Source organism: Veillonella sp. VA141 (assembly GCF_003992175.1).
Taxonomy (GTDB): domain Bacteria; phylum Bacillota; class Negativicutes; order Veillonellales; family Veillonellaceae; genus F0422.
Map to the genome: position 1 here is coordinate 126528 of NZ_RQVM01000004.1, position 20749 is coordinate 147276.

At 40.1% G+C, this 20749-nt stretch carries 19 protein-coding genes; 15 read left to right on the top strand and 4 right to left on the bottom strand.

Annotation, left to right across the window (positions count from 1 at the left end; all coding sequences use genetic code 11):
* Positions 1-3 precede the first annotated feature (3 nt).
* From EO112_RS05725 to EO112_RS05735, 3 genes are read left to right on the top strand one after another with little or no spacing between them, the layout of a single operon-like run.
* Positions 4-1617 carry an NAD(P)/FAD-dependent oxidoreductase gene (locus EO112_RS05725; RefSeq protein ID WP_127163382.1) on the top strand — a complete coding sequence of 538 codons (1614 nt, stop codon included), beginning with the start codon at positions 4-6 and terminating at the stop codon, positions 1615-1617.
* A complete protein-coding gene (gene glmM, locus EO112_RS05730) occupies positions 1610-2956 on the top strand; it encodes a phosphoglucosamine mutase (RefSeq protein WP_062401625.1) in 1347 nt (448 codons plus the stop codon). Before EO112_RS05725 ends, glmM begins: the two co-directional genes overlap by 8 nt.
* A complete protein-coding gene (locus tag EO112_RS05735) occupies positions 2956-3297 on the top strand; it encodes a hypothetical protein (protein ID WP_126940393.1) in 342 nt (113 codons plus the stop codon). The genes glmM and EO112_RS05735 overlap by 1 nt, the downstream gene beginning before the upstream one ends.
* 156 nt (positions 3298-3453) lie before the next feature.
* Here EO112_RS05735 and EO112_RS05740 read toward each other — a convergent pair whose 3' ends face one another.
* Both EO112_RS05740 and EO112_RS05745 read right to left on the bottom strand, forming a co-directional pair.
* Positions 3454-4389 carry a hypothetical protein gene (locus EO112_RS05740; RefSeq protein WP_127135716.1) on the bottom strand — a complete coding sequence of 312 codons (936 nt, stop codon included), beginning with the start codon at positions 4387-4389 and terminating at the stop codon, positions 3454-3456.
* Between the two features lie 71 nt (positions 4390-4460).
* Entirely contained in the window at positions 4461-5357 is an 897-nt protein-coding gene (locus EO112_RS05745) for a helix-turn-helix domain-containing protein (RefSeq protein WP_164723953.1), read from the bottom strand.
* 174 nt (positions 5358-5531) lie between these two features.
* Between EO112_RS05745 and EO112_RS05750 the strand changes: the two genes are divergently transcribed.
* Entirely contained in the window at positions 5532-6149 is a 618-nt protein-coding gene (locus EO112_RS05750) for a site-2 protease family protein (protein ID WP_127061440.1), read from the top strand.
* Between the two features lie 150 nt (positions 6150-6299).
* Positions 6300-7016: a DUF4198 domain-containing protein gene (locus EO112_RS05755; RefSeq protein ID WP_127163386.1), complete on the top strand. Its 717-nt coding sequence runs from the start codon at positions 6300-6302 to the stop codon at positions 7014-7016.
* 655 nt (positions 7017-7671) lie between these two features.
* On the opposite strand, the gene EO112_RS05760 is transcribed toward EO112_RS05755, so the two are convergent.
* Positions 7672-8583, bottom strand: coding sequence for a Fic family protein (locus EO112_RS05760; RefSeq protein WP_126940390.1), 912 nt, complete (start codon positions 8581-8583; stop codon positions 7672-7674).
* 490 nt (positions 8584-9073) lie between these two features.
* On the opposite strand from EO112_RS05760, the gene cooS reads away from it, so the two are divergent.
* The 7 genes from cooS to EO112_RS05790 all read left to right on the top strand — a co-directional run bounded on the left by cooS (position 9074) and on the right by EO112_RS05790 (position 16251).
* Positions 9074-11212 (top strand): anaerobic carbon-monoxide dehydrogenase catalytic subunit, encoded by a 2139-nt coding sequence (gene cooS / locus EO112_RS05765; RefSeq protein WP_062401644.1) that lies wholly within the window; start codon positions 9074-9076, stop codon positions 11210-11212.
* A 209-nt stretch (positions 11213-11421) separates the two neighbouring features.
* A complete protein-coding gene (locus EO112_RS08280; protein WP_156439334.1) occupies positions 11422-11595 on the top strand; it encodes a hypothetical protein in 174 nt (57 codons plus the stop codon).
* 87 nt (positions 11596-11682) lie between these two features.
* Positions 11683-12405, top strand: a complete 723-nt coding sequence (locus EO112_RS05770) for a class I SAM-dependent methyltransferase (protein WP_062401647.1) — start codon at positions 11683-11685, stop codon at positions 12403-12405.
* A 9-nt stretch (positions 12406-12414) separates the two neighbouring features.
* On the top strand, positions 12415-12903 hold the full coding sequence (locus tag EO112_RS05775; RefSeq protein ID WP_062401650.1) for a DnaA ATPase domain-containing protein: 489 nt from the start codon (positions 12415-12417) through the stop codon (positions 12901-12903).
* 148 nt (positions 12904-13051) lie between these two features.
* Complete coding sequence (locus tag EO112_RS05780) at positions 13052-14593, top strand: nitrite/sulfite reductase (RefSeq protein ID WP_127163388.1); 1542 nt, start codon at positions 13052-13054, stop codon at positions 14591-14593.
* 181 nt (positions 14594-14774) lie between these two features.
* On the top strand, positions 14775-15458 hold the full coding sequence (locus EO112_RS05785) for a PepSY domain-containing protein (RefSeq protein ID WP_009353293.1): 684 nt from the start codon (positions 14775-14777) through the stop codon (positions 15456-15458).
* Between the two features lie 7 nt (positions 15459-15465).
* On the top strand, positions 15466-16251 hold the full coding sequence (locus tag EO112_RS05790; RefSeq protein WP_009353363.1) for an enoyl-CoA hydratase: 786 nt from the start codon (positions 15466-15468) through the stop codon (positions 16249-16251).
* Positions 16252-16434: 183 nt separating this feature from the next.
* Here EO112_RS05790 and guaC read toward each other — a convergent pair whose 3' ends face one another.
* A complete protein-coding gene (guaC, locus tag EO112_RS05795) occupies positions 16435-17421 on the bottom strand; it encodes a GMP reductase (protein WP_062401653.1) in 987 nt (328 codons plus the stop codon).
* A 256-nt stretch (positions 17422-17677) separates the two neighbouring features.
* Between guaC and thiT the strand changes: the two genes are divergently transcribed.
* The 3 genes from thiT to EO112_RS05810 are packed head-to-tail and all read left to right on the top strand — an operon-like array spanning position 17678 to position 20641.
* Complete coding sequence (gene thiT, locus EO112_RS05800) at positions 17678-18232, top strand: energy-coupled thiamine transporter ThiT (protein ID WP_009353306.1); 555 nt, start codon at positions 17678-17680, stop codon at positions 18230-18232.
* 25 nt (positions 18233-18257) lie between these two features.
* On the top strand, positions 18258-19403 hold the full coding sequence (locus tag EO112_RS05805) for a molybdopterin-guanine dinucleotide biosynthesis protein MobB (protein WP_127163390.1): 1146 nt from the start codon (positions 18258-18260) through the stop codon (positions 19401-19403).
* A complete protein-coding gene (locus EO112_RS05810) occupies positions 19403-20641 on the top strand; it encodes a molybdopterin molybdotransferase MoeA (protein WP_127163392.1) in 1239 nt (412 codons plus the stop codon). The genes EO112_RS05805 and EO112_RS05810 overlap by 1 nt, the downstream gene beginning before the upstream one ends.
* Positions 20642-20749 lie beyond the last annotated feature (108 nt).

Consider the following 20749-nt stretch of genomic DNA (forward strand, 5'->3'; position numbering starts at 1 on the left):
GTCATGTTACGTATCATAAATTTTCGGATACCCGTACAAGATGCTGAACGGTTAGAAGAATTATTGATTAAAAAATATAGCCCTTTACAAGGACGTATTACAGCGATTCATGTGGTACGACGGGCTGTGGATGCGAGAAAGAAACCGCATATTACTTTTGTGTACACTATGTTCTTAGAAGTAGACCAAGAACAACAATTGATAAAAAAATTAAGTCGGTATAAAGATATTACTTTGATGGAACCTGAAATGCCGGAACCTATTGTGCGTGGTACTATGCCTATGCAACATCGACCAGTGGTGGTAGGTTTTGGACCGGCAGGAATGCTAGCTGCCTTTTACTTAGCGCGAGAAGGGTATCGTCCTATCGTGTTAGAACGAGGTCAAGATGTAGACCAGCGTACCTTAGATGTAGAACAGTTTTGGAAAGAAGGTATTTTCAAACCCGAATCGAATGTACAGTTTGGTGAAGGTGGAGCAGGTACCTTTTCAGACGGTAAATTAACCACTCGTGTAACCCATCCAAGACTTCATGAGATTGCTACGTACTTTGTAGAATTTGGAGCTCCTGAAGAAATTTTATATAAACATAAACCTCATGTAGGAACAGATATTTTGCGCCACATGGTAAAAGCTATGCGACAGCAGATTATTGCATGGGGTGGAGAAGTTCGTTTTGGTGCACAGGTTACAGATATTGAAGTACAAGATCAAGTTGTAACCGGTGTTGTTATTAATGGAACAGAACGAATCTCTGCAGATATTGTGATGTTAGGGGTTGGTCACAGTGCGCGCGATACCTATCGTATGCTCTATGACAGAGGTGTTCATTTAGAGGGGAAGTCTTTTGCTATTGGTGTTCGTATCGAGCATGATCAAGATGTGATCGACACGTCACAATACGGAGTACATCCAGCAGATATTGGCTTAGGAGCTGCAGAATATTCCTTGGTGTATCACGATAAAGAGCAAGATCGTTCTTGCTATAGTTTTTGTATGTGCCCAGGGGGACAAGTCGTTGCCAGTGCCTCTGAAGAGGGTGGTGTAGTCACGAATGGTATGAGTTTATACGCTCGTGACAGTGGGATTGCGAATAGTGCGTTGGTGGTCACGGTAGGACCTCGAGACTTTGGAGATCATCCATTAGCTGGGGTGGACTTTCAACGAAAATGGGAAGAACAGGCTTTTATCGTGGGAGGTCGCAATTACCATGCGCCAATTCAGACGGTAGGGCATTTCTTAGGTCGTACAGAGACAAATGACGTACAACGTGAGGCATATAGCTATGAACCTGGTGTGACACCAGCAGATATTTGTCAATGCTTGCCGGAGTATGTGACGAATACATTAGCGGAGGCGTTGCCATATTTTGGGCGACGCATACAAGGCTTTGATGCGGACCATGTGTGTATGACTGGGGTGGAAACACGAACATCAGCACCGCTTCGCATCGTACGAGACGAAAATAGACTTTCACAGTCCACGAAGGGATTATATCCCATCGGGGAAGGTGCAGGATATGCAGGAGGCATCATGAGTGCCGCTTTAGATGGGGCAGAAACTGCCATACTAATTATGAATACATATGGCTCTTTGAAAGGAGATCATCATGAGTAGATTATTCGGTACAGATGGGGTACGAGGCTTAGTGAATGAATTTTTAACGCCAGAGTTGGCCTATCATTTAGGTCGCGCAGCGGCGTCTTACTTTGGACAATCCGTAGATCGTCCTACTTTTCTAATTGGACGTGATACACGTATTTCTGGTGGTATGTTGGAAAATGCCTTAGCCTCTGGTATCTGCGCTGTAGGTGGAGATGTGATTATTTTAGGAGAAGCACCGACACCAGCGATTGCCTATTTAGTGCGTCAGAAAGGATGTACTGCAGGGGTTGTCATTTCTGCATCCCATAATCCGTATCCAGATAATGGTATTAAATTTTTCGACGGTAATGGATTTAAATTGCCAGATGCTGTAGAAGATGAAATTGAAAAGTTATGTACAGCTAGTGCAGACGATTGCTTGCCACGACCAACAAAAGGTGATATTGGTCAAATCTTCTACCATCAAGACTGGGTGGAAGAATATGTAAACTTCGTAGTATCCACTAGTGATATGCTAACTGGTTTGAAAGTAGTCTATGACGGAGCCCATGGGGCAGCTTCTTATGTGGGGCCTAAGATCCTTCGCCAATTAGGAGCAGAGGTAGTTGCTATCAATGTAACACCAACGGGTACAAATATTAACGATAATGCAGGGTCTACTCATTTAGAGGGCTTGCAAGAGGCAGTGCTAAGAGAAGGCGCTCAGGTTGGTATTGCCAATGATGGTGATGCAGATCGTTGTTTAATGGTTGATGAAAAAGGCCAAGTCTTAGACGGTGACCAAATTATGTTGCTTTGCGGTTTACACTTGAAAGAGCAAGGTAAATTGAAAGAGAACATGATTGTAGGCACAGTGATGAGCAATATCGGATTCCATAAGGCAGCTAAAGAATTGGGCATGCAAACATGTAGCACTGCTGTGGGAGACCGTTATGTGTTGGAAAAAATGCTAGCTGAAGGGTATTCGATTGGTGGTGAACAGTCTGGACATGTCATCTTCTTGGATTACAATAGCACTGGCGATGGTTTATTGACGGCAGTACAAACCTTATCCATTATGAAAGAAAAAGGAAAATCCCTATCTGAACTAGCTGGTTTGATGACGAAATACCCACAATTGTTGGTGAATGTACGCGTCTTAACTAAAGCAGGTTGGGAAACGAATACAGCCATCCAAGATGTTATTCGTGAAGCAGAAGAAGAACTGGGTGCTAATGGTCGTATCTTAGTGCGTCCATCTGGTACTGAGCCATTGATTCGCGTTATGGCGGAAGGTCCGGAGCAAGAACAATTGGATGAATTATGCCATCGTATTGGACATGTAATCCGCATTGAACAAGGAGAAGCCTAATGTTTCGGTTAGTGACGGATGAAGAAACCTATGAACAGGGAACTTGGCACGATGTAGAGAAGGTATTACATCAAATTGTAGCAGATGAACGCGTGTTCTTTAGTTTGTTTTGGGACACACCAAAAGAAAACTGCCACTTTGTCCAAGCTATTATGGATGAAGATCATCCAGATCAATTAAATCTGGAAATTGCTTTAGATATAGACGGATATAATCACATGTATGTAAAACGATATGTCACTACAAAGTGGTGTATAGAGACTTTACAATCCATGGATAGAGAGAGTCGTATACCAGATGTAACCGATTGGGAGTTTGTTGGAGCATTTCCACAAGGATAGACTTTTACATATACAAAAGAGGAAAGTTGATAACTTTTAATCAACTTTCCTCTATTTTATTTACGGGCTATTTTGTTACAGTCTTATTGTATTGGGAAATAGTTTGTTATAGTCATTGTATAGTCATTGTATAGTCATTGTATAGTTAGCGATAGATTATTCTGCAATCGGTGCTTGTAATAATTGATTGCCTGTATCCATGCCAACTGGAGCAGGACTTACCAAATATAAGCAAAGCACGATGAGGATGGTTAAACCGATGATTAACCAAGAGAATTTGCCAGACTTACTGAATCCGTAGTATCCAAACATGCGGATACCGAAGGCACAACCAACGGCAGCAATTAAGGAAGCCAAGGAGAATTGGTTTTCTAGTACAAACAGAACCATGGTACCAGCAAAAGCACCAATCACTGTGACCATAGGCACAATGCGATCAAATGGAGATGGAAAATTTCGTTTTACCCCATGAATATAGGAGGAGATTTCCAATCCGAATAGACCTAATAGTAAGGATAAGGATGGCCAAATAGCAGTCCAAGATTGACGCATAGCATAGCGATTAGCCCCTGCATAGTAAGCAAACCAAGTTAAGCCCAACATAGCAATCCCCACCAATAGGAAGTACCAAGTATCAGGAATATGACGGTATGCTAAGACACCAACAATAGTCCAACCAGCCGCAAGTAAGGAGGAAACTCCAATTTGTTGCAGGGTAGGACGCTCTGCTTGTGGAATGCGTTTGTATAAGGCTGCACCTAATTCCAAGATAAAGAAGAAAATAAATAAACCGATAGATAAGTGCGGAGATACGAGACTTAATCCAAAAGAGATAACAAGAGGGATCGCTAACTTCCAACCTGGAAAGAAGGTCAACTCTTTAAAATCTAATCGTACATCCTGTGTTTCTAAGGTGAATGTATTATACAAAGTGAATGTCAACATAAATGACACAACTTCTACTGGTGTAGCACCCCAATATAATAGGGTCGGTACCAGTAAGAATGAGATGGTAATCCCCGTAAACCGGGAGATAAACGCTGCTACGATACCTATCGTAAAGTAAGGTAGTAGGGCAAAGATATACTCCATGATGAACTCCTTTTCAAATAATGATAGACTTACTTTTAGTATACGTTACTTTAGAACGCATAGCAAGGATATCAATGGATAGATTTTTCTTTAGGTAATATATCTTTTACAATGCGACGAATCGTTTCTGGATGGCATCCGTAATGGGTGGCAATTTCAGCTATGGAAAGTCCTTCTCGTTGGTGGAAGATCTGTATAGCATGGGCGAAGTCGCGGATACGTCGTGCTTTTTGATAGACCCCATGACGGATTAATAGATTACGAATAGTATGATACTTAGTCTGATAGGTGCTCGCTAATTGTTGTAAGGAGGTACCTTGTACATAGTCAGAAATAATGGAGTATGTAGGAAGTTGATCTTTATTCCCACGTAATATAATCCCTTGTTCTCGTAATCTCGAGGCAATGGTAGAGGCTTTGACATCATATAGTTTACCAATATGAATGGTAGAGAGTTTGTGTTGTGTATAGAGATGACAAATATCATCGATAGGTAAGTCAATGCGTTTCATACTATTTCGAAGAGGAATACCATGACGTTGTAAGATATGAATAATCGTAGAAGGTGCCACCTGTAATTCTCGACCAATCATGGCGGCACTAGATCCTTTATCGTAGGATTCTAGGATATAGGAGATAGGTAATGCTGTTAGGGAAGAACTAGGGCGAGGTTCTTTTAGGTGCCATTCATGTAAACGGCTATAGATGGTTCGAGAGGACACATGAAAGTGCTGGGCGATGGCGTCGATGGATGTACCACTTGTATAGAGTGCAATTAGTTCTTCTTTGGGAATGCAGGGAGTTCTATTGTGAAAAGGAATCTCATAGTCTCGTAGGCGTTGACAAATAGTGCTTTGACTGCAGTGTAATTGCTTGGCAATAGTGCTTGTGCTTATGTGTTTCGTCACATATAGGTGGTATAGTAATTCATAAGGAATGGGAATAATGAACTTTTTTTGCTGCCTCATAAGATGCCTCCTTGTGAAAGATAGATTACTTTCAGTATGCATAGAATGAAGCATGTTGTCCACTCACTGTTAGGAGGGTGTATGACTGGTAGGAAATTTTCTATCACCTATGGAGGAAGGAGACGACTATCGTGTATAATAAAAGGAACAGTTTTAATGATAGAAGGAGATACTATGAAAGATATGATTCATTATATTGCGATGCTACCAGCTATCGCTATTGCTATATCTATATTTAACTATGCTCAGGCGAAGATGGCCATCCACCTAGGGGATACGACACCGAGACAATGGGGGCGAGATACAATCAATCCTTTTGCTCATATTGATTTGCTTGGTATTTTGGTGATGCTCATTGCTAGCGTAGGGTGGAGTAAACCAATTCCATTTTCACCGTATCACTTTAAAAATCCACGGACAGGGATGATACAAATTGCTTTAGCAGGTCTAGGCGCTAATATTTTAGTGGCATTCTTAGCCTATGCTGGTATGTCTGTGGCTATGCAAGTCAGCACAGTGAGCACAGGTTTACAAATGGTTATGTCCTATATTGTGACACTGTGCATCGGATTTGGTGTCTTTAACATGTTACCAGTGCCTGGCTTTATAGGATTTTATGTGCTATTGCAATATGTGCCTTATGAATGGCAAGAAAAATTATTGGGCGCTCAGTTATGGTTCTTTATCGGTATTTTGGTATTGGGACAATTTGGATTCTTAGGAGCCATCATCCGTCCAGTATTTGCAGTGATTTTAGGTGTTTTTGAAAGTATAGTTCAGTTGATTCTATAACAGAATAGTATGCGTTTTTTGTATATATAGATAGTTATTGTATTTGGTTATAGAAATAATTCATAATTAAAAATAAATCTTGCTAGTCATTCTCAGAAGGTGTAGAATAAAAGTGTTATAAATTTTATATTTCATAGGAGGGTATCCATCATGAAAAAAAGTAAGTTAGCAATTCTTGCATTAGCTTTAGTAGGTGCAGTTTCTGTAGGTACAAATGCGTCTGCACATGGCGTATGGTTTGCAGAACGTATTGATCAACCAACATTAGTATTAGGGGAAGGTCCTGTAGATAACGGATATATGCCATCTATGGTAAAAAGTTTTGAAGCATATGATGTAGCGTATAATCCGCTAAACGTGAAAGTAATTCCTCATGAGCACAATGTAACTATCGAAAAAAATGAAATGTTAGGTACAACAGCAACTACATTTGACTATGGTTACTTTACAAAAGATAAAGACGGCAAAATGCATAAAGCTATGATGAAAGATGTACCAAATGCGGTAAAATCTACTCATGCAGTAAAATACAATGTAAACTACTGGAATGCAGCAGTAAAACCTGAACGTTTGAATATGCCAATCGAAATCGTTCCAAGTGTTAACCCATTGACATTGCGTAAAGGCGACACTTATGAAATCCAAGTGTTCAAAGATGGCATGCCTTATGCTAACGCTCCATTGATCAAAGACGTTCTTAACGACTTGACTAATGAAAGCCAAGCTGACGCACAAGGTAAAGCAATGGTTACAGTAGCTGCTAACGGCGTGAACGTAGTAGGCGTAGAAGTAGCATTCCCAACTGAAACAAAAGGAGAACAAACTAAATACTTCTCTAGCTTGTCCTTTACAATTCAACCAGAATAAGACGTCTCTTGTAACGCTATAAAAACTTGTGGCGGTCTTAATTAGATAAAGGAAAGAGCACGGTATACCCCCTCTCAAACGGTATTTCATAATGTTTGTTCGGGGGCACACCGTGCTCTTTTTTGTTTGTCTTATTTAGTCAGTATGATCGGCCACAAGTTTTCTACGCGTAACTGCGTTCCTCAGGGGATGTTGTTTGTTCGGGGGCACACCGTGCTCTTTTTTTGTTTGTCCTATTTAGTCAGTATGATCGGCCACAAGTTTTCTACTCATCACTGTGTTCCTTAAGGAAAATCAAATCATAATATAAACGATTTGATAAATTTTGTGATATAATAAGTTTATAGAAGGGTCGCCGACGTGAGTTGGGCTCATCTCTTCCTAATATGGGAGGAGGTGGTACTATGACGAAGTATGAAAAGATTAGCTTAATCATTTCTATTTTGACATTGGTAGTTAACATCATTGCCTTATATAAGTAAGCAATGAAAACGCCTAACGTAAAAGAGGTCTCTCATACCTCAACACGTTAGGCATCATCACATTTTTTAGTTGCTTGAGATGAGCCTAACGCCTCAGACACGTTGATGGCTCTTCTTGTTATATGTATATTGTAGCATACTTCTAGAAAAAATACTACCTGTATCTACGTACTTTAGTGTGGAATCTCAAGGTATTCCAATAGACGTTTGATCGTGTCTTGTCCATCGTAACAGGTATCGATGAGGTATCCTGGTTCACGTAAAAATTCTGTTAAGCCTCGATAATAAAAATATTTTTTGCTATCTTCGATGATAAAGGGGATTAGATTGTGTTTTAGACACTCTTTAAAGGCAATGAGTCTACCTACTCGGCCGTTTCCATCTTGAAATGGATGGATGCGTTCGAAACGGAAATGAAATTCCAGGATATCTTCAAATGAAATATGTTGTTTGCTGGTATACCATGTTAGTAAATTTTGTATATCTCCTGCTACTTGCTCAGGTTTTGAGGTTTCTATGCCACCGACTACATTCGGTCGTGTTTTGTAGTTTCCTACTTTGAACCAAGGAAGTCTTTCGTCTTTAGTATTATTTTTTAATAGATAGTGAAGGTGTTTGATGTTTTCTTCTGTGAGAGGATCTTCTGCGATATCAATGCAGTAATCGATGGCTCTGAAGTGGTTGACGGTTTCGATAATATCATCAACGGACAGACTTTCATCTCCGTGGATCGTGTTCGTTTCAAAGAGATGTCTAGTTTGCTCTTCGTTCAACTTACTGCCTTCTATGTGGTTGGAGTTATAGGTCATGCGCACTTGCAGTTCATGGTAAAGTCCACCGGAGATTCCATGCTCTTTTTCTTCTCGCAACTGTTTAAGGATGGGGTTGTCAGACTCTAGTGTGTAGAGATCTGTTGGGGAACAAGAAAAGTACTCACATAACTTGCGTATGACTGAGGGTGAAAGTCTTTCACCTTTAGAAATTTTTGCGATAGTTCTTGAAGACATGTGAAGTAATTGCGTTAAGTGAGATTTGTGTAGGTTATGTTCTTGTAATAGACGGAGTAATCCTTGATAATTATACATATGGCACCTCTTTCATCTTTACTTATCATATAAAAAACAGGATAAAAAGTAAAGATTTAAGAAAAAAAGTAAAGATATACGTTTAATAAGTAAAGGATAATGAAAGATTGGACGATAATTTATTCTCAAGCTCCTGAAAGCTATCCCGTACTTGATGAGCAAATCTTGCTAGCTATATTATTCTATCGATTAAAGAGTTTAATTCCTGAAATTTACGGGAATTAAACTCTTTTGCTTTGTGAAGGAAAACTGAAAATATCGGATTTGATAAATATAGTAAATGCAGCCTTTCTTGATAAAAATGAGTCAAAAAAATCTCAAAAAGTAATTGACAGATGTCTAGTCAGAGAATATACTTAAGGTAATTTAAAACCTATTTAGGAGTAGGGTTTAAAACCTACAAGTATAGTGTTTTAAAAATCGAAATAAAAGTAGAATATGTTTTCATGTTATTGACGGTTGGCCTATGTAGGCCCCTAGGAGGTTCATTATGAGTAAAGATGTGGAAAACAAAAATACCCATGACCATAGCCATGGCGAACATCATCACCATCATGATCATGACAATCATCATGACCATTGCCATTGTGGCGGTCACCATCACGACCATGATCACAGTCATGACAAAGCACTACCAACGGATAAATGGGTGCCACACACTCATGAACCAGGCGTGCCTCATGAACATGGTGTAAATGACTACATGAAAGCCGTTGCTGAATATCGAAAAACATGGCCTACCAAACAAGATGTTATCGAACAAACACCAGATCCTGCTGTGCGCGAAATGATTCTCCGCATGGAGCAAATTGGTTGCGATACAGTATTTGATCGTTTTGATAAACAACAACCACAATGTACATTTGGTATTGCTGGTATATGTTGTCGTATCTGTTTCATGGGCCCTTGTAAAATTACACCTAAGAGTCCTCGTGGTGTTTGTGGTGCCGATGCTGACCTCATCGTAGCTCGTAATATGACACGTGCTGCTGCAGGTGGTTTGACTCAACATGGTGCACATGCTCGTGAAATTTTGATTTCTTTGAAAGCTGCTGCTAATGACCAATTGGACATTCCGATTTTAGGGGAAGAAAAAATCCGTACTGTATGTAAGGCTTTCAACATCCCTGAAGAAGGTCGTTCTTTAAAAGAAGTAGCTAATGATTTAGCGGATGTATTGCTCGAAGATTTGAGCCGTGCATTGCCAGGTGAATATAAAACAATTACAGCGTTGGCTCCTGCAGAGCGTCGCGAAGTTTGGAAAAACTTGGATATCTTGCCTGTTTCCGCATACAATGAAGCCTTTGATGCATATCATCGTACAACCGTAGGTACAGATGGCGATTGGGAAAGTAATATGAAACAATTCTTGCGTTGTGGTCTTGCTTTCACATTTACTGGTGTAGTAGCTGCAGATATCGCTACTGATGCATTATTCGGTCAAGGCGGTCGCCGTACATCCAAAGTTAATATTGGTGCTTTGAAAAAAGGTTATGTTAATATAGCTGTTCATGGTCACTTACCAACATTGGTTTCTCAAATTTGTACAATTGGTGCGTCCGAAGAGTATTTAGAAAAAGCAAAAGCTATCGGTGCTAAAGGCATCCAATTCTACGGTATTTGCTGCTCTGGCTTATCCAGTATGTACCGTTATGAAAATGTAATTCCATTGTGTAATGCTATCGGTGCTGAACTTGTACTTGGTACTGGCGCTCTTGATTGCTGGGTAGCTGACGTTCAAGACGTATATCCTGCTATCATGGACGTAGCACGTTGCTTTAACACAAAAGTTATTACTACATCTGATGCAGCTCGTTTGCCAGGTGCTGAGCATATCGGTTACGATCATCACCATACTAACTTGTCTGAGACAAAAGAATTGGCGCGCAAAATTTTGGATCGTGCTCTTGAAGCTCATGAATTGCGTAAAGGTATGCCTGTATTCATTCCACCATACGAAATCACTGCAGAAGTTGGTTTCTCTCCAGAATCTACTGTTAAACATTATGGTTCCTTCAAACCATTGGCAGAGGCTTTAAAATCTGGCAAAGTTCGTGGTATCGTTAACGTAGTAGGTTGTTCTAACCCTCGCGTTATCTACGAAAAAGCTACTGTAGATATCGTTGATACACTTATTAAAAATGGTTGTATCATCTTAACAAATGGTTGTGCATCCTTCCCATTGATGAAACTTGGTTACTGTAATACAGATGCTATTAAAAAATGTAGCCCTGCATTACAAGAGTTCTTGGGTGATGATCAACCACCAGTATGGCATGTTGGTGAATGTGTAGATAATGCTCGTTCTTCTGGTATCTTTGGTGGTATTGCGGCTGAATTAGGTCTTAACTTACCACAAATGCCATTTGCAATGTCTAGTCCTGAATGGTCTAACGAAAAAGGTATCGATGCATCCCTTGGCTTCCGCCTAATGGGGATTAACTCTTACCACTGCGTTGAGCCACCTACACAAGGCTCTGATGCTGTAACAAAATGGTTGAAAGAAGACACTAAACACACATTAGGCTCTGTTATGTATGTAAATACTGATCCTGCTAAAGTAGCTGAGAAAATCTTGGCAGATATGGATGAAAAACGCGCTGCTTTAGGTTGGGCTGAAGTAAAATAGTTTATCTTTTTGATAAATTATAATTTGTAGTTAAGTATACAAACACGCTCTATAGATCTTGTAGTTATTATAAGGGCTCTATACTAAATGTTGGGGCTACTCATATAAGAGTAGCCACCAACATTTTTTTGTTGCAATAAAATAGACATATACAAACTCAAACCGTATCATTAAAAGCAACCACTCAATTAAGAAAGGATGAGTCATATATGTCTACAGTTAATTATACAGAAATTATCTTTAAAATTAAAGAGGAATATATCAAACATACAAGAGTAAATGAGGACGGATCTGTTCATTTCACACTTGAAATGCCAGTAGCTGAGCAAGTATGTCCACATTGCGGAGCACGTACTTTAGTGTGGAATCTCAAGGTATTTTAGTAGGCCTTTATCCATCTGTTCGTGACTCAAGATACATACAAAACTATGTTCCTCATGGTATAATACGATACGATGCAAGGAGGGTATATGCAGATACGAGATAGAATTATGGCCTATTGGAAAGGGCGAAGCGATGATTTTGGAGCACTGCGCATGAAGGAATTACAATCGAATCTAGCGCCACGATGGTTGCGAGAGATTACTCCGCATCTTAAGGACACCCATCAACGGATTTTAGATTTGGGCACGGGTACAGGCTTTTTTGCCTTTTTACTGGCCCAAAAGGGCTATTCGGTGACCGGCATTGATTTGACGGAAGACATGATTGCGGTGGCGAAGGAGCAAGTGTTGGTATTGCAGGACTCATTACAAGGTACGGTGGACTTTCACTGTATGGATGCGATGAAATTAGATTTTTCAGATGAGTCCTTCGATGTGATTTTAGCGAGAAATTTAACCTGGACCCTGCCAGATGTGGAATCAGCCTATAAGGAATGGTATCGGGTGCTAGCTCCCAAAGGGGTACTCATTAATATTGATGGTGATTATGGGGTAGAACTGAAAGTGCCTGTGGTAGCACAGCACCATATTCATGAGACAGTATCGAATGAGGCTCTGCAAGAATGTATTGCCATTACGGAAGAACTATCCATCAGTCGTATGGATCGACCCCATTGGGATGTGCACATGATTCGTAAAGCAGGCTTTTCCAGAGTGTATTTAGATATGACGGTCAGCAGCCGTATTTATGATGAAGAAGATGAATTATATAATCCAGTGCCACTCTTTTCTATTGTGGCAAGGAAATAAGGAGTAATTATGCAAACATTTGAAACTTTCAAGGTAACAGAACAAAATAAATTCGCTATGGCATCTGCGTTGGCGATGACTGATTTTACAAAGTGTTTTGAGTCAGTACTTTTTGTATTTGGCCAATCTGGCGTGGGTAAGACGCATCTATTGAAAGCCATGGAGCAAGAGGCTGTAAAACAGAATGCAGCGATTCGTGTGCGCTATGTAACGGGCGCGCAATTCATCAAAGAATACAACGACAGCGTTACCTATGGTGAAGTAGCTGATTATATGGAAGAATACTGCAAATTACATCTACTCTTAGTGGATGATGTACAAGATATTGTGTATAGTGATGATGAAGGGGCGAAGAAAATGTTCATGCGCCTAGTACTTGGTATGAAAGCAAAAGCGCGTCGCTTGGTGGTGACCTTTGATGAAAGCTTTGACTCTGAGGACCGTTCTAATGATTTACAAAACGAACTCACTGATGGTGTTGTGGCGTTTATGGAATAATTAAGCCTATATTAGGGTGCACTATGTGGAATGTATATACCCCATAAAAAGAGCCGGATTTCAAGGTGTAGAAATCGTTTTTAATATCTGTTATACTTGGGAAGAAGAGTTTTCTATTGAGCGAGTGCTCAGGAGAGGAGAAAGTATAATGGCTATTTCAGAAGAAGTACGACAACGATTTGCGGGAGAGTTTGAAAAGTTCCAAGCAGGGATTGAAGGTTTCTTTAAGAAGGAAATCGCCCCAAAGGATTTCAAAGGCATTGGTGGAGGATTTGGTAGTTATGCAGAACGCGGACATGAAAGTGCAATGTTGCGTTTGCGTTTCTTGGGATCTCGTATTCTTCCTTACCAAATGAAATTCTTGGTAAATTCTGTAAAGAAATACGATTTAAAATATGTACATTTCACAACAGGTCAATGTATTCAATTCCATCAATTACAAGGTGAACAAATCTTAGAGTTGTATAAAGACTGTTTTGAACATGACATCTATAATCGTGGTACTGGTGGAGATAACTTGCGTAATGTAACGGCAAGCCCATTACATGGGGTACATCCTGATGAGCCATTTGCAGTGACTCCTTACTTGCAAGCAGCTAGTGAGTATGCTGTATCTTTAATTGGTACCTTAGCATTACCACGTAAATATAAAATTGGTTTCTCTGTGGTAGACAATGAGGGCCATGCAAATTATAAAGATTTAGGATTTTTGGCAAAAGAAAATGGTACCTTTGATGTCTATGCTGGTGGTGGCATGGGTGGTGGTTCTGCATTCGGCGTGTTAGTAGCAGAAAATGTAGATCCAAAAGAAACATTACAACATATCGATGGCATGTTGCATTTGTATCATGAATTGGGTGACTTTAACAATCGTGGTAAAGCACGTTCTCGTTTCATTGCACAACGCTTAGGGGAAGAAGAGTTCCGTAAAGCGTATCATGAATATTTAGAAAAATCTAAAGCAGCCCATGATTTGACATTGTTTGTGGCGCCTTATGAAGTGAAAAAAGTAGGTACCACAACACCGGCTACACCGTTGGCAGAGCCACAAAAGCAAGAAGGCTTGTACTACATCCAATACAAACCATTAGTAGGTACACCGCCAATCGACGTATTCGTAAAATTATTTGATTACGTAGGCGGTTTAGAAGAAACAGAAATCCGTATTTGTGGTGATGAATCTGTGTACATCGTAAACTTAACAGGAGAAGAAGCGGATGCAGTAGCGGCTATTATCGCTGATACTCATGCGAAAAATAACTTCGAGCACACTGTATCTTGCGTAGGTGCTACGATTTGTCAACTCGGGTTCCAAGATTCTTCTGGATTGGTAAAAGTAATTAAGAAGACCTTAGAAGCGCAAGGATTATCTACCGATCGTTTACCACAATTACATGTATCTGGATGTTTATCTTCTTGTGGTACACATCAAGTAGGCTCCTTAGGGCTTCATGGTTTTACTAAACTAGTGGATAGTAAACCGCAACCAGCTTTCAAAGTGTTCATCAACGGTAATGGTGAATTAGAAGGCCCACGTATGTCTGATGAAGTGGGTGTAGTCACAGTGGAAGATATTCCTCAATTCTTCATTGACCTTGTGAAAGCACTGGAAGTAGCAGGACAAGATTTTGACACATGGAAAGATCAACAACCAGAAGCATTCCAAGCAGTAATCAGTAAATATCTATAATGTATATAAAAACGTTCTTACTTAGGTAGGAGCGTTTTTACTTTGAGTAACTATGTACTATATTGAAGAAATTGCATAGATACGGTATAATGAAAGAGATATCTCAAGATTGAGAATGCAAACTTCGTGGAGTATAGTCATGTAAGTTTTGTTCATAGAATTGTATATATAGGAGAGTCCAATGAAAAAAAGTACATTAGCCTTAGTAGGAGCTATGGCATTTGCCACAACCTTTGCAGTAGCGCCACAAGCACATGCTGAAATCAATGAATATTCTAACTTAAATGATAAAACAGTGGTGGTGCGCCAACCTGGTCAATCCATGGTATTGTCCATGCGTGAAGTAGCAGGTATCTTTGTGGGCCGTTATGTAAAAGCAGCCGTTAGCTCTATTACACTGGATCCATCAAAAGGTAATTATCAGTATGTGGTGGTAGGATATACACCGAAACAAAAAATTACCATTGATGTAGACGTAATTACTGGTAAAGTAGTGCGTGAATTCCGTTCTAGCAAAGCAAAAGATGTAGCGTCTAAAGTCTTTAATCCATTGAAAGTAATTTCCCCAAAAGAAGCGGAAGTAGCAGCTCGTGCTTTGGTAGGAGAAGGTTCTTTCACTAGAGGATGGGAAATTAAAGCGGAAAATAATGAAGTGCATTATATGGTGCGCACACAAGATAAAGATGAAAAAGAATATAGTGTAAAAGTAGATGCTGTGACAGGTCAAGCCTTAGAAAAAGGAGAACCTATCGACTGGGCAAAAATTAAAGCAGATCGCTTGCGTAATGATGGGGTAGGTAAACCATTTACATTACAAGAAGAACCAGAAGATGTAGATGCAGATCCTACGAAAACATTAAAATAGGTGAAGTATGACGTATCAAAATATTATATTTAGCATCGAAGGTAATGTGGCGACTATAACATTTAATCGTCCAGAAGTACAAAATGGCTTTAATGTGCCTATGTGCCAAGAAATTTTAGATGCTATTCGTGTAGTTAAAGAAACGGATGAGGCCCGTGTATTAGTATTCAAGGCTGAAGGTAAGGTTTTTTCTGTAGGTGGAGACCTAACAGAAATGAAGCGCGCTGTAGAAGAAGACGATACGGAGTCTTTGTTTGAGATTACCCACTTGGTGATGGAAATATCTTTGGCTATGAAACATTTGCCAAAACCTGTAGTCATGTGTACTGATGGTGCTGTGGCAGGGGCGGCTTTTAATATGGTGTTGGCAGCAGATATGTGCGTAGCTTCAACGAATAGTCGTTTCATTCAAGCTTTTGTCAATGTGGGACTAGCACCTGATGCAGGTGGTATGTACTTGTTGAGCCGTGCTGTAGGTATCAACAGGGCTATGCAACTGGCTATGACAGGGGAAGCGGTAACAGCTGAAAAAGGTAAGGAATATGGCTTTGTCTATAAAGTGTGTGAACCAGAGATTTTGGAACGCACAACGAATCGTTTAGTGCAACGCTTGGCGAAAGGGCCAGTTCAATCTTTCCGAGCGATGAAACAAATGATGTGGGCTAGTTTCTTTACAAATTTTGAGGAATATGCGGAGTTAGAAGTAAAAATCCAAAATTCCTTAGGAGAAACAGAAGACTTCCGTGAAGGTGTGCGTGCTTTCGCTGAAGGAAGACGACCTAAATTTAAATAGTGCATCTGAGGATGTGAAAAAAGAGCTATTACGACTAAATAGGGTCGATAATAGCTCTTTTTGCATTGGGGAAGGTACATCTCGTAAGGGATATTCTGTTCGTATATAAAATAAGATGTATGGTTCAAAAGTATTCCAATACAAAGAGGACCCTCCTAGAGAAGAGTCCTCGTGTATATGTGATTAACGATCGCCGTTAAAGATAGAGTTTTTAACAATGACATAATCAACTTTTTTGATGGCTTGTAGTGTAGTACCACCAGCGTAGGAGATAGAAGATTGCAAATCTTGTTCCATTTCAGTCAATGTATCAAAGATACTGCCTTTGGATTGGATTGTGATTTTTTTGCCTTCTACGTTTTTCCGTTCCCCTTTTTGGTGTTCAGAAGCACTACCGAAGTATTCTTTATAAGCTACGCCGTCAATAGTCACTTCTTTACCTGGGGATTCGATATGACCAGCGAATAAAGAGCCAATCATAACAAAGGAAGCTCCGAAACGAATAGATTTGGCAATGTCACCGTGATCACGGATACCGCCGTCTGCGATGATAGGTTTTGTGGCTGCTTTTGCACACCAACGAACAGCAGATAATTGCCAACCACCAGTACCAAAACCAGTTTTTAGTTTTGTGATACATACTTTACCAGGTCCGATGCCTACTTTAGTAGCATCAGCACCAGCATTTTCTAGTTCACGAACGGCCTCTGGAGTACCTACGTTACCAGCGATAACAAAGCTTTCAGGAAGCTCACGTTTAATGTGTTGAATCATGTCGATAACGCTGTTGGAATGACCGTGAGCGATATCGATAGTAATATATTCTGGGCATAGATTTGCTTCTTTTAATTCCTTAACGAATTCAAATTCCTCTGGTTTTACACCGATGGAAATAGATGCAAATAAACCTGCCTCATGCATGTCTTTTACAAAGTCCAAACGTTTTTCTGGTTGGAAGCGGTGCATGATGTAGAAATAGTTTTCAGCCGCTAATTGTTTTGCTAATTTTTCATCGATGATGGTTTGCATATTAGCTGGCACAACTGGTAAGCGGAATGTATGATTTCCCAGTTTCACAGTTGTGTCACATTCGCTACGGCTGGATACGATACACTTATTCGGTATCAATTGCACGTCTTCATAATCGAAAATGTTTGTAGTATTGATCATTATTTATTGCCCCCTAAATAGACAGAATTAGGATTACGACATAATCCTTATTTATTATACATAAGACCTCTTATCTTGGCAACAATAGGAAGGATATACTTAGTCATTTTTGATATGCTAATTTGTACTAAAGGAATCCTGTATTTTGTGAAAAAATATATAGATAAAAATAGATTAAAAGTGATACAATAAAAAGAAATATAATGAGGATTTGATAATATATTTCAATGTATCATAGTGTAAAAAGGAGATAGATATGAGTTATACAAGTTCAAGAAAAACAAAAATGCTAGTAGAAGGCGGTCTAGTCATCGCTATGGCACAAATTCTGAGCATGTATGTGATTTACCAAATGCCGCAAGGTGGTGCAGTGAAAGCAGCTAATTTGGTACCCCTTTTAATTTATGCTTATCGTTGGGGTGGTCGTGCTGGCATGCTAACGGGAGTTGCCTATGGGATTGTCCATTTTTTAGTGGGATTTAAATTCTCCATTCATTACATGAGCATTATTTTGGATTATATTTTGGCGTATGGTGCCATCGGTATGGCAGGATTCTTTGGTGGTTCTAGTACTGTGAAAGCCTTCTTTGGGGCAATTTATGCAATTTTAACACGCTTTGCCATGTCTGCCATTAGTGGTGTGGTTGTGTTTGGATCTTATGCGCCAGAAGGGATAAGTCCTTGGATTTACTCCTTAACGTATAATGCAACATATATGTTGCCAGATATGGTGATTAATCTTGTAGTATTGGCATTGTTGTATGTGCCAGTGATGCGTGGACTAGGTCGTGTGACACCAAGCCATAAATAAGAAAAGATCTAGACAGGAGATATCTATGATTTCTGAATTAGGAATTATTGTGTTAGCGGGTGGACTTAGCACCCGTATGGGGACAGATAAAACGAAATTGCCATGGGGCAGTACCACTTTATTAGGAGAAATGCTCCGCAAGGCGGTCCTCACAGAATGTGGAGAAATTTTGGTCTCCATTAATCGAGAATTAGAAGAATCAGAGGCACATATTATTGAAGAGGCTCGTTCTTTTGGTCGACATATTCAATTAGTGCCAGATACAATTGCTATGAAAGGCCCTCTTAGTGGACTGCAATCAGCCCTTTCAGTAGGTACTCGAGAAGCCTATATCGTAGTGTCTGCAGATATGCCATGGTTTTCCTTTCATTGGTTGCCGTCTTGGGAAGTGCATATAGATGCATTTTTACAAGGCGAATTATTAGCTATGGTTCCCTATGTAGGATTACAGGAATACGAGCCATTGGCGGCCATTTATAAACGATCTGTGCTAGATACGATTCAAGAATCCCTAGAAGGTGAAGATGTGTCTATGCACGGAGTATTAGATAAGATTCCTTATATGGAAATGGATATGATTGAAGAAGCAGAGCTATATAGCAATGTGAATACTAGATTATCCTATAAGTTGGCAAAAGCTAAATCTGCCAATCGTGAACGCTCTGTTCCTATTGTGACCATTAGTGCGAGCCAATCTAAGTCGGGTAAAACGACGGTGGCTACGTCTCTCATCAATCGCCTTTCACAACGAGGTATCGTGGTGGGAATGGTGAAAAGCGACGGTCATGGATTTAGCATGGATCAGGAAGGTACCGATACATGGAAGGCTAGTCAAGCAGGGGCTAAAGCGGTGGCGATAGCTGGACCCAATGGATATGCCATGGTAGTACATGGTGAAAGTATGCAACGACAACAGCAACTCATTCGTTTGGCCAATGAAATGCCAGTAGATTTGGTGCTCCTAGAAAGTAGAAGTCATGGGGTGGCACCTATTATTGAAGTGGTCCGTGCCAATCATAATGATACACGGTTACAGCAATTAGAAGATATTGTGGCAGTAGTTACAGATATAGATGATACATTAGATGGGAATACTATCTGCGAGCAATTTAGTTTCAGCGATGAAGATATGGATCGATTAGCAGATTGGATATTGAAGGAGTTGTTATAATGCAAGTAGTAACAGTAGAAGAAGGCTTACAGTTGCTAGAAACTCCTTTTACCCAAAATAGATATAAAATAGAGAGAGAATCTGTATCCATTGGACACTCCTATGGTAGAGTGCTAGGAACGACGGCTTTAGCTAAGATGAATTATCCTCCTTTTAGGCGTTCGGCTATGGATGGTATTGCCATTCGATATGCAGAAGATACAAGGACATATCGTATACTAGAGACTATTGGCGCAGGTGAAGTCTTTCAAAGTCAATTAGCGCCTGGTGAAGGGATTCACATTATGACGGGTGCCATGATACCAGATACTGCAGATACGGTGGTGGTAAAAGAAGCTCTTACTTGGAGTAATGATATGGAGGTGACTGTACCTAGTCGCATAGAACGGGGGCAACATATTATCCTCGAAGGGGAAGATATACAAATCGGTCAAGAATTATTGCCTGCTGGTACTGTATTGGAAGCGGAACAAGTTGGAACTTTAGCGGGGCAAGGATATAGTGAAGTCTCAGTGTATCGTAATCCAAGAGTTATTGTGCTCACCACAGGGCGTGAAGTACAAGATCCATCAGAGCCACTACGAGTGGGGCATATTTATAACTCTAATCGGTATTTACTAGAAGGCACCTTACATGCTTTAGGTGTTGATGTAGTGGGAGTAGCCCATCTATCGGATGCGCCAGGTACAGTAGACGAAAATATTGCTACCGTACAACATATGCTAGATACATTGGGACCGGTAGATATGATTATCAGCACCGGAGGTGTATCTGTAGGTGACTATGATACTATGCCTGAATTGTACGAGCGATTAGGGGCTAATACATTATATCGACGGTTACATATGCGCCCAGGTGCTGCATCCTTCGGTGGTATTATTACGATTGAGGACCATAGTATATGGTGCATGGGCTTATCTGGTAATCCTACGGCCGCGATGAATCAGTTTTACTTATTGGTGCTGCCTGTGTTAGAGCGGTTATCTGGACAGACAGTAATGACTAGGTGGATAGAATGTTACCTAGGTGAAGTGGCAGATAGAAAACATCCTCTTGACCGTTATTATCAAGGGCATATTAGATACGAAGCAGGGTCCTGCTGGGCATACCCTAACTTAGGGATGACATCGGGAGGTTTAAAATCTTTATCGGTAGCTAATGGTTTAATTAAAATTCCAGGGAATAGCGATCGATTAGAGAGAGGAACATTAGTAAAAGTGTTACCGTTTACTCGATAAAAAGAATAAAGAAACAAAAATATGAATAAATACCCTGTTTTATGGGGGTTCATCTTGTAGAATTAGAAAAAATCTGCTATAATAATTCTATAGAATTTTATAAGTAAG